We start from the raw sequence: 8,399 nt of genomic DNA on the forward strand, positions 1-8,399 counted from the left end.
GGGCGCTGGTTGCGTCGCTTCTGCGCCCGGTCGTACGGCGGGCGGTGCGGGACCGGCTCGTCCACCAGGATGAGCGGTTCCTCGGGCGGTTCGGCCGCTCCGGTCATCTCCGCGAGCTGCTCGGCGTCGCCATAGTCGAGCCGGTCGATCGGCAGTGGGCCCGGGAGTTCGTGGATCGGGGCCCAGGTGACCGGCGGTGCGTCCTGGGTCTGATCGTCGTCCGTGGTCATGGCTGCCTCCTCTACCGAAACGGTAGGGGGGCGTCGATGGCCCAGGCGGCCGAATGGCATTATCAGGGTCTATGCGTTATTCGCCCTAGTTTCAGGCGTCGAGCGCCCTGCGGTACAGAAAGAAGACCCGTTCGATCCGGGCGCCCGCGCTACCCGAATAGAACGGAACCGGCCCCACCCAACCGATCTGCGCCGCGGCGATTCCCGCCGTCCACTGGTCGCGCAGGCACCGCCGCAGGAGAACACCGCCGATGCCCGACCCCTCGGCGGCAGGTGCGGTGCCCATCGGCCCGAACCAGCTCGGCCGGGACGACCCGTACGCGGCGAATCCGAGCACCTCGCCGTCGCGTACGGCGAGGTGGCAGCCGGCGTCCGGGCGACCGAGCGAGCCGGCCAGCTCGGCTTCCCAGGTGCCGCCGAACGTGGTGCGGGCGAAGGCGGCGAGCGCCGGCAGGTCCGCCGGCTCCGCGCGGCGTACGGTCACTCCCTGCGCGGCCAGCCGGGACTCGGCGGCCTCCGTCGACCGCAGCGCCGGCGATCCGTCGTACGACAGGTCGGCGGTCATGTTCCAGGCGGTGCGATCCTGGCGGTAGCCGAGGGCGAGCGCGAGACAGACCGCCGGGGTGTAGCGGACGTCGATGCCGGGCCAGGCGTAGTACGGCGGGTTCCCGGCGAGCAGCACCTCGGCCGCACCAAGGTCGGCCAGCGCCCGCTCGGCGTGCCCGAGCAGGGCCCGCCCGATGCCCCGGCGCCGTAGCCGGGGCTCGACGGCCACCAGGTCCACGTGCCCGATCCGGCCGTCGTCGGCGGACAGCGAGCCGATCAGTACGCCGACCAGCTCGTCCTCCCGGTACCCGCCGAACACCCGCACCGTGCGGTCGGCGGCTGCCCGCCGCCAGAGCGTCTCCACCAGGGGGCCGGCCTCGGCCGCGTCCTCCGGTAGATCGAGCGCCCGGCGGCACAGCTCCGCCACCTCCGGCGCCTGCTCCACGGTCAACTCGGCGATGCTGATCCCGGCGTCCATGGCTGCCGACCCTAGATCACAACCGGCCCCTCGTGGCAGTCCTCGCCCGGCCGGCGGTCAGGGCTGGGAGGTGATGCCGCCCCGGCCGCCGAACGGGTCGTCGACGGCGGACTTGGTGACGACATGGATGACTCCGCAGCACAGGGCCACGACCAGCGCCGGCACGCCCAGCAGGATCAGCAGCGCCATGCCGCGCCACCGGGCTGTCGAAGGCGACGGGAAGGGAGCCGCTGCGCCAGGTGAATGACCGTGCATGAGCCCGCAACTTAGCAGGTCAAAGCCAGTTTGTTTACCCCTGGACGAGATCTGCTCACGTTGTGTGAGGTCAGCCGCGGGTGGCGCCGACGGCGGCGTACGCGTCGACCAGCCCGGCACCGACGATGTTTCCCGCGCCACCGCAGTCGTCGGTGCGGTCGCCGGCCTGGACCGGCGTGGCCGTTTCGCGCAGGATCCGCCGGGTCCGGTCCAGGTCGCCGATCAGTTCCGGACTGGCCGACCACATCAGCGCCACCACGCCCGCCACCTGAGGGGTGGCCATGGACGTGCCGTCGAGCGCGGCGTACCCACCGCCGGGCATCGCGGAGAGCACGTCCGCCCCCGGTGCCATCAGGTCCGGCTTGGCCACCCCCGCAGCCGGGCCGCGGGAGGAAAAGTCGGTCACCCGGCGCCGGTCGTCCACCGCGCCGACGGTCAGCACGTCCGGGTACGGCGCGGGTGGGTCCTGTACCGAGCCGCAGAACGGGCCGGTGTTCCCGGCCGCCGCGACGACGAGGATCCCGGCGGCCTCCAGCGCGTCCGTGGCCGGCCGCAGCGCCTGCGGATCGCAGCCCTCGATCGGTGGACAGCCCCAGGAGTTGGTCAGGATCTCCGGCGCCCGGGCCGGGCGGCCCGCGGTGAACGGGTCGCCGCCGGTCGGGAAGGGCGCCAGCATGAACTGGAGGCAGTCCAGGTAGGCGGCGGGACTTCCCAGGTTGCGGTCGAGGTTGACGCAGCCGACCCACTGCGCGTCCGGCGCCACGCCGATGCCGCCCCGCCCGACCGCGCTGCCCGCCGTGTGGGTGCCGTGCCCGCTGCGGTCGGTCGGCGTCCGGGTGCCGTTCCACGGGTCGAACCACGAGTCGTCACCGCCCCGGAAGCCCCCGGCCAGGGCCGGATGCCGTCCGTCCACCCCGGAGTCGGAACTGCCCACGGTCACCCCGGCGCCGGTGACCCCGAGTTCGGACCAGACCCGGTCCGCACCGATCATCGTGATGTTCCAGGCCGGGCCGGTCGGCGCGGGAGCGTTGCCGCCGGCCGTGCCGGCGGGTGCCGGCAGCGGACGCAGCCGTTGGCTGACCAGGACCCGGGCCACCTCCGGCCGGCGGCTCAGCCAGGCCCGTACCGCCGGCCCGCCGTCCACTTCGACCGCGTTGACCAGGTAGTACGGGGTGTGGCCCAGCCGCAGCCGGCGCAGCTCCCGCCGCAGGTCGGCCTGGCTCCGCTCGGCGGTGTCGACCAGCCGCCGGTAGACCTCCCCGGTGCGGGCGTCCCGGCCGGCCTTCCCCGCCCCGGCCGGCAGGCCGGTCAGGTCCGCCTGTTGTCGCAGCACCACGAACAGCCGCTCGCCGTGCAGGCCCGGCTGGCCGGCACCGACGCCGACCGCGCCGACCGTGACCAGCAGGGTCAGGGCGGTCCCGGCGGCCATCGCCCGCCGGGGCGAGCGGGCCGAAGGCCGGGCCAGCAGCAGCCCGTACGCGATCGCCAGCGCGACCGCGACGACGAGCCCGGCACCGGCGGCGACCGCCACCCAGAACGGCACATCCCGGGTGCCGGCCAGGAGCAGGCTGATCTCCTCCGGATCGGTGAACGCCAGCGGGCCGAACACGCCGAGCCCGACCAGCCAGGCGGTGGGCGTACGGCCGGCCGGCCGGGCCGAGCGTCGGTTCAGGGCGTGCAGCGCGGCCAGAGCGAAGCCCGCCGGAGGCAGCGCCACCAACAGCGGCAACTGGGCACCGGACTGTCCGGCACCGGCACCGATCAGCAGCAGCACAACGCCGGCGACCAGGCCGCCCACCAGCACCAGCCGGGCCGGTCGGGGTGGCTCGCCGACCTCGAAGTGACGCCAGAACCGGGCGTCCAGCAGCACCCCCGCCAGCGTCCCGACGGCCGCTGCGGCCAGCCCGGCGAGCACCGTCTCCAGCAGCCCGCCGAGCGCGCCGAGCCACACCCAGGGCAGCAGCAGGGCCACCCCGGCGGCCACGGCGAGCAGGGTCGCCACCGCCGGGCGCGGCCGGGCACCGCCGGGCCGCCCGGGGCCGAAGACGCGCTGCGTCAGCCGGTCCGCGACCAGCGCCAGCAGCGCGGCCGTGGCGGCCAGCGCGGCGAGGTACGCCTCGTGGTGCACCAGGGGGATCGCGCGCAGCAGCCCGAGCAGGCCCAGCGCGAGCGCTCCGGCCAGCCAGACCCGGCCGGTGACCCGGATCGCCGCCGTCCGGGGGATCAGGGCCAGCGGCAGCGTGGCGGTGCCGACCAGGAGCACGGTGAGCAGGCAGAGCACCGGCCAGAGCAACACGAGCCGATCCAGCCCACCGACCAGCAGCACCTGGTCGACCAGCCAGCCGCCGCTCTGCGACAGCACGGTGACCGCGACCGCCCAACAACCGGCCAGCACCGCCGCGACGACCGCCCAGGGACTGCCGACACTGCCGGATGTGGAGTGGTCCGCCCGCATCCGCACACAGTACGACGCACACCGGTGGCGGGCCGGGCTCCGGTCGGTCGTGGGACGGATCACCGTGGGCGTGGCCGGTGCCGTCCGGTGCCGGTGGGGCTACCGTGGACGGGTGCGCGATCCACACGTTCTGCGATCCGTTGCCGGTCAGCTCTCCCCCTCCCGCCGCGCCGCCGACCTGCGCCGGCTGCGGGCCGAGCGCTTCGACGTGCTGGTCATCGGCGGTGGCGTGACCGGTGCCGGGGCGGCCGTCGACGCCGCGTCCCGGGGGCTGAAGGTGGCCCTGGTGGAGGCCCGCGACTTCGCCGCCGGCACCTCCAGCCGGTCCAGCAAGCTGATCCACGGTGGCCTGCGCTATCTGGAGCAGTTGGAGTTCAACCTGGTGCACGAGGCGCTCACCGAGCGGGGCCTGCTGGCCACCCGGCTGGCGCCGCACCTGGTTCGTCCGGTGCCGTTCCTGGTGCCGCTGCCGGCCGGGCAGGGCGCACGGGACCTGCCCGCCCGGGTGGTCCGTCGCGCCTACTACGGCGCCGGGGTGGCCGCGTACGACGCCTTCGCCGGCCTCTTCGGCGGGGGCCGGGGCATGCCGCTGCACCGGCACCTGAGCCGGGAGGGCGCGCGCCGGATCTTCCCGAGCCTGCGCGCCGACGGGCTGGCCGGCGCGATCCGCTACTACGACGGGCAGGTGGACGACGCCCGGCTCGTGGTCACCCTGGCCCGCACCGCCGCCAGCCTGGGGGCGACCGTGGTGAGCAGCGCCCGGGCGGTCGGGCTGATCCGGCAGGCCCGGGAGGTCACCGGGGTCCGGGTCCGCGACCTGGAGGCGCCGGCCGGCTCCCCGGAGGCCGAGTTCGAGGTACGCGCCCGCACGGTCATCGCCGCCACCGGCGTGTGGACCGACGACATGTCCCGGATGCTCAACGACGTCGGGCTGCGCCCGGGCATTCGGGTCCGTGCCTCCAAGGGTGTGCACCTGGTGGTGCCCCGCTCGGCGATCACCGGCGAGACCGGGCTGATCCTGCGTACGGCATCCAGCGTTCTGTTCGTCATCCCGTGGGGCGGGCACTGGATCATCGGCACCACGGACACCGACTGGCGTCTGGACCGCTCGCACCCGGCGGCCTCCGCGAGCGACATCGACTACCTGCTGCGGCAGGTCAACACCGTGCTGGACCGGCCGCTGACCACCGCCGACATCGAGGGCGTCTACGCCGGGCTGCGCCCGCTGCTGGCCGGCGAGGCGGACTCCACCTCCAAGCTCTCCCGGGAACACGCCGTCATCGAGCCGATGCTCGGGCTGTTGCTGGTGGCCGGCGGCAAGTACACGACGTACCGGGTGATGGCGGCCGACGTGGTCGACCGGGCCGCCCGCCGGCTCGGTGGGCAGCGGCCGTCGCGTACCGCCGACCTGCCGTTGCTCGGCGCGGACGGGTACGCGGCGATGTGGCGGGATCGGGCCGATCTGGCCCGCCGGCACGGGGTGCCGGTCGGTGTGGTGGAGCACCTGCTGGAGCGCTACGGCAGCTTGACCCTCGACCTGCTCGCGCTGATCGACGCCGATCCGCTGCTGGCCTCACCGTTGGCCGGCGCACCGGAGTACCTGGCTGCCGAGGTGACCTACGCGGCCCGGGCCGAGGGCGCGTTGCACCTGGAGGACGTGCTCACCCGACGTACCCGGATCTCGATCGAGACGACGCACCGGGGCGTGGAGTCGGCCGAGCACACGGCCGAGCTGATGGGCGCGGTGTTGGGTTGGGACGGTGCGCGGCGGGCCCGCGAGGTGGCCCACTACCGGGCCCGGGTGGAAGCGGAACGGCAGTCCCAGCTGATGCCGGACGACGCGACCGCCGACGCGGCGCGGCTGGGTGCGCCGGACGTGCGGGGCTACGCCGCGGACCGGGGTGCCGACGACGCCGGGCTGCCCCGCTGATCGACCCCGGCGATCGATAACAGCGGATATCCATCCGGCCGGTTACGCTCGCAACCTACGGTGGGGTAAGTTCCGCGCGTGATTGCGCTTTCCTGGTCACGGCTGGCTTCCCTGTCCACCACCGCCCTGCTGGCGGTCGCGTTGAGCGGATGCGCCCCGTTCGGCCATCAGGCCGGATCGGCGGCAGGCACGACAGCCAGCGAACTGCCCGGGGCCGGAGGAGCCGCGACCAGCGGGCAGGCGCGGGTCAGACTGCTGCAGAAGAAGGGGACGAACGGCCCGCTGCGTACCCTGAACGTAGAGCCCGACGGCCGGTGGGAGTGCATCGACTGCGCGGGTGACGGGGTCACCTCGACCGGCGTGCTGAGCGAGGAGCATCGCGAGCGGTTGCAGCTGCTGCTCGCCGACCCGGCCCTGGCGAAGGAGACCGACGAGGCCCGCGGGTACGTGACCGCCTGCATCGGCGCCCTGACCTCCAGCCTGCTGACCGCCGCCGGCCTGATCAGCTCGCAGGACTGCCCCGGTGAGGAACGGTCGCCGGTGGCCGAGGAGATCCTGCTGCTGCTCACCCAGAACACGCCCGCCGAGCTGACTTCGTCGTAAGCAGGGTCAGAGCACCTTGCCGGGGTTGAGCAGGCCGGCCGGGTCGAGCGCGGCCTTGATCGCCTGGTGCACCCGGACGCCCACCGGCCCGATCTCGCGGGCGAGCCAGTTCCGCTTCAGCAGGCCGACGCCGTGCTCGCCGGTGCAGGTGCCACCGAGGTCCAGACCGAGCCGCATGATCTCGTCGAAGGCCCGCCGGCCGCGTGCCAGGCTGGCCGGGTCGGCCCGGTCGACCACGATGTTGGGGTGCATGTTGCCGTCACCGGCGTGGCCGACCACGCCGATTGGCACCTCGCACTCGGCCGCGATCCGGGCCACCCCGTCGAGTAGTGCGGCCAGCGCGCCCCGGGGCACCGCCACGTCGTCGATGATCAGGCCACCGTTGCCGCCCGGGTACGCGTCGGCGGCGTACTTCTCCATCGCCGGGTGCGCCAGCCGTCGGGCCTGCAACAGGGCGGCTGCCTCCACCGCGTCGGTGGCCGCGTACACCTCCTCGGCGCCGGCCGCCTCGCAGACGGCGGCCAGCTCGGCCAGGTCTGCGGCAGCCCGGGGGCCGGTGTCCGCGGCGGCCAGCAGCAGCGCCTCCGCGTCGGTGCGCAACCCCATCGGCCGGTACGCCTCGATCGCCGTCAGGTGAGTGCGGTCGAGCAGTTCGAGCAGGCTGGGGGAGAGTCCCCGGGCGGCGATCCGGGCCACCGCTTCACCCGCCGCCGTGGTGGAGTCGAAGACGGCCACCAGGGTCAGCGACTCCGCCGGAGCCGGACGCAGCGCCACGGTCACCTCGGTGATCACGCCCAGGGTGCCCTCGGAGCCGACGAAGAGCCGGGTGAGGTCGTACCCGGCCACCCCCTTGGCCGTACGCCGGCCGGTGCGCAGCACCTCGCCGGAGGCGAGCACCACCTCCAGGCCGAGCACGTACTCGGTGGTCACGCCGTACTTGACGCAACACATGCCGCCCGCGTTGGTGGCGACGTTGCCGCCGATGGTGGACGACTCCCACGAGCCCGGGTCCGGCGGGTACCACAGGCCCTGCTTGGCCACGGCCGCAGTGAGCGCCGCATTGACCACGCCCGGCTGGACCACCGCGATCCGGCTCACCGGGTCGATCTCCAGGATCGCGTCCATCGCCACGGTGCTGAGCACCACCGCGCCGTCGACGGCGTTCGCCGCGCCGGCCAGCCCGGTCCGCGCCCCCTGCGGGACCACGGGTACGCCGTGCCGTCCGGCCGCCCGGATCACGGCGGCCACCTCCTCGGTGCTGCGTGGCCGGGTGACCACCAGCGGCGTACCGGCGGCGCACAGGTCGGCCTCGTCCCGCTCGTGCCCACGCAGCAGATCGGGGTCGGTGAGGACCGCGTCCGGCCCGAGGGCGGCACGCAGGTCGTCGAGGAGGGGGGAGGCGGCCATGTCGCCGAGGCTACGACCGGTCACCGGTGATCATCAACCTCGGGGCGGCCACCCGGTACCGTGGCTGCCGTGATCTACGTCGACCGGCCGGCCTGGCCGGCGCGGGGTCGTCTCTGGTCGCACCTGATCAGCGACGTCTCCCTCACCGAGCTGCACGCCTTCGCGGAGGCGCTGGGCGCGCCCCGGCGCGGCTTCGACCGGGACCACTACGACATCCCGGCGGAGCGGTTCGCCCCAGCGGTCTGGCTCGGCGCGAACGTCGTCCCCAGCCGCGAGCTGGTCCGCCTACTCCGCGACTCGGGCCTCCGCCGCCCCAAACACCTGACCCGCCCAACCCGCTGATCCCACCCCCACCCCACCCCCGCCCCCGCCCCGCCCCACCCCCGATTCCGCGATCATGCACTCCCACGCCATGTCCAGCCGCGACCCGTTCGGGGCGATCTCCGCCTCGGTCGGGTACTCGATGGTGGAGGGCTGCCCGACGATCGAGACGTC

At 74.4% G+C, this 8,399-nt stretch carries 8 protein-coding genes; 3 read left to right on the forward strand and 5 right to left on the reverse strand.

Features of this window, described 5'->3' with window-relative positions; translation table 11 throughout:
* The 4 genes from AB0M52_RS26270 to AB0M52_RS26285 form a co-directional block, all read right to left on the reverse strand.
* Positions 1 to 230: hypothetical protein (locus AB0M52_RS26270; protein WP_363958857.1), on the reverse strand; the 230-nt coding region annotated here is incomplete at its 3' end.
* A 91-nt stretch (positions 231 to 321) separates the two neighbouring features.
* Positions 322 to 1,254: a GNAT family N-acetyltransferase gene (locus tag AB0M52_RS26275; protein ID WP_363958860.1), complete on the reverse strand. Its 933-nt coding sequence runs from the start codon at positions 1,252 to 1,254 to the stop codon at positions 322 to 324.
* Between the two features lie 57 nt (positions 1,255 to 1,311).
* The gene (locus tag AB0M52_RS26280) at positions 1,312 to 1,443 is read right to left on the reverse strand and encodes a hypothetical protein (RefSeq protein ID WP_267900719.1); all 132 of its coding nucleotides are present in this window, start codon (positions 1,441 to 1,443) and stop codon (positions 1,312 to 1,314) included.
* 136 nt (positions 1,444 to 1,579) lie between these two features.
* Positions 1,580 to 3,964 carry a S8 family serine peptidase gene (locus tag AB0M52_RS26285; RefSeq protein ID WP_363958862.1) on the reverse strand — a complete coding sequence of 795 codons (2,385 nt, stop codon included), beginning with the start codon at positions 3,962 to 3,964 and terminating at the stop codon, positions 1,580 to 1,582.
* A 112-nt stretch (positions 3,965 to 4,076) separates the two neighbouring features.
* Here AB0M52_RS26285 and AB0M52_RS26290 point away from each other — a divergent pair, with 112 nt between their 5' ends.
* Together AB0M52_RS26290 and AB0M52_RS26295 are read left to right on the forward strand one after the other, a co-directional pair.
* A complete protein-coding gene (locus AB0M52_RS26290; RefSeq protein WP_363958865.1) occupies positions 4,077 to 5,894 on the forward strand; it encodes a glycerol-3-phosphate dehydrogenase/oxidase in 1,818 nt (605 codons plus the stop codon).
* A gap of 78 nt (positions 5,895 to 5,972) precedes the next feature.
* Entirely contained in the window at positions 5,973 to 6,497 is a 525-nt protein-coding gene (locus AB0M52_RS26295) for a hypothetical protein (RefSeq protein ID WP_363958868.1), read from the forward strand.
* A 6-nt stretch (positions 6,498 to 6,503) separates the two neighbouring features.
* Here AB0M52_RS26295 and AB0M52_RS26300 read toward each other — a convergent pair whose 3' ends face one another.
* On the reverse strand, positions 6,504 to 7,904 hold the full coding sequence (locus tag AB0M52_RS26300; protein WP_363958871.1) for an FAD-linked oxidase C-terminal domain-containing protein: 1,401 nt from the start codon (positions 7,902 to 7,904) through the stop codon (positions 6,504 to 6,506).
* A 69-nt stretch (positions 7,905 to 7,973) separates the two neighbouring features.
* On the opposite strand from AB0M52_RS26300, the gene AB0M52_RS26305 reads away from it, so the two are divergent.
* A complete protein-coding gene (locus tag AB0M52_RS26305; protein ID WP_363958874.1) occupies positions 7,974 to 8,246 on the forward strand; it encodes a DUF4031 domain-containing protein in 273 nt (90 codons plus the stop codon).
* Positions 8,247 to 8,399: the final 153 nt, after the last annotated feature.

The sequence above is a fragment of the Micromonospora sp. NPDC051296 genome (genome assembly GCF_040682255.1).
Taxonomy (GTDB): Bacteria; Actinomycetota; Actinomycetes; order Mycobacteriales; family Micromonosporaceae; genus Micromonospora; species Micromonospora craterilacus.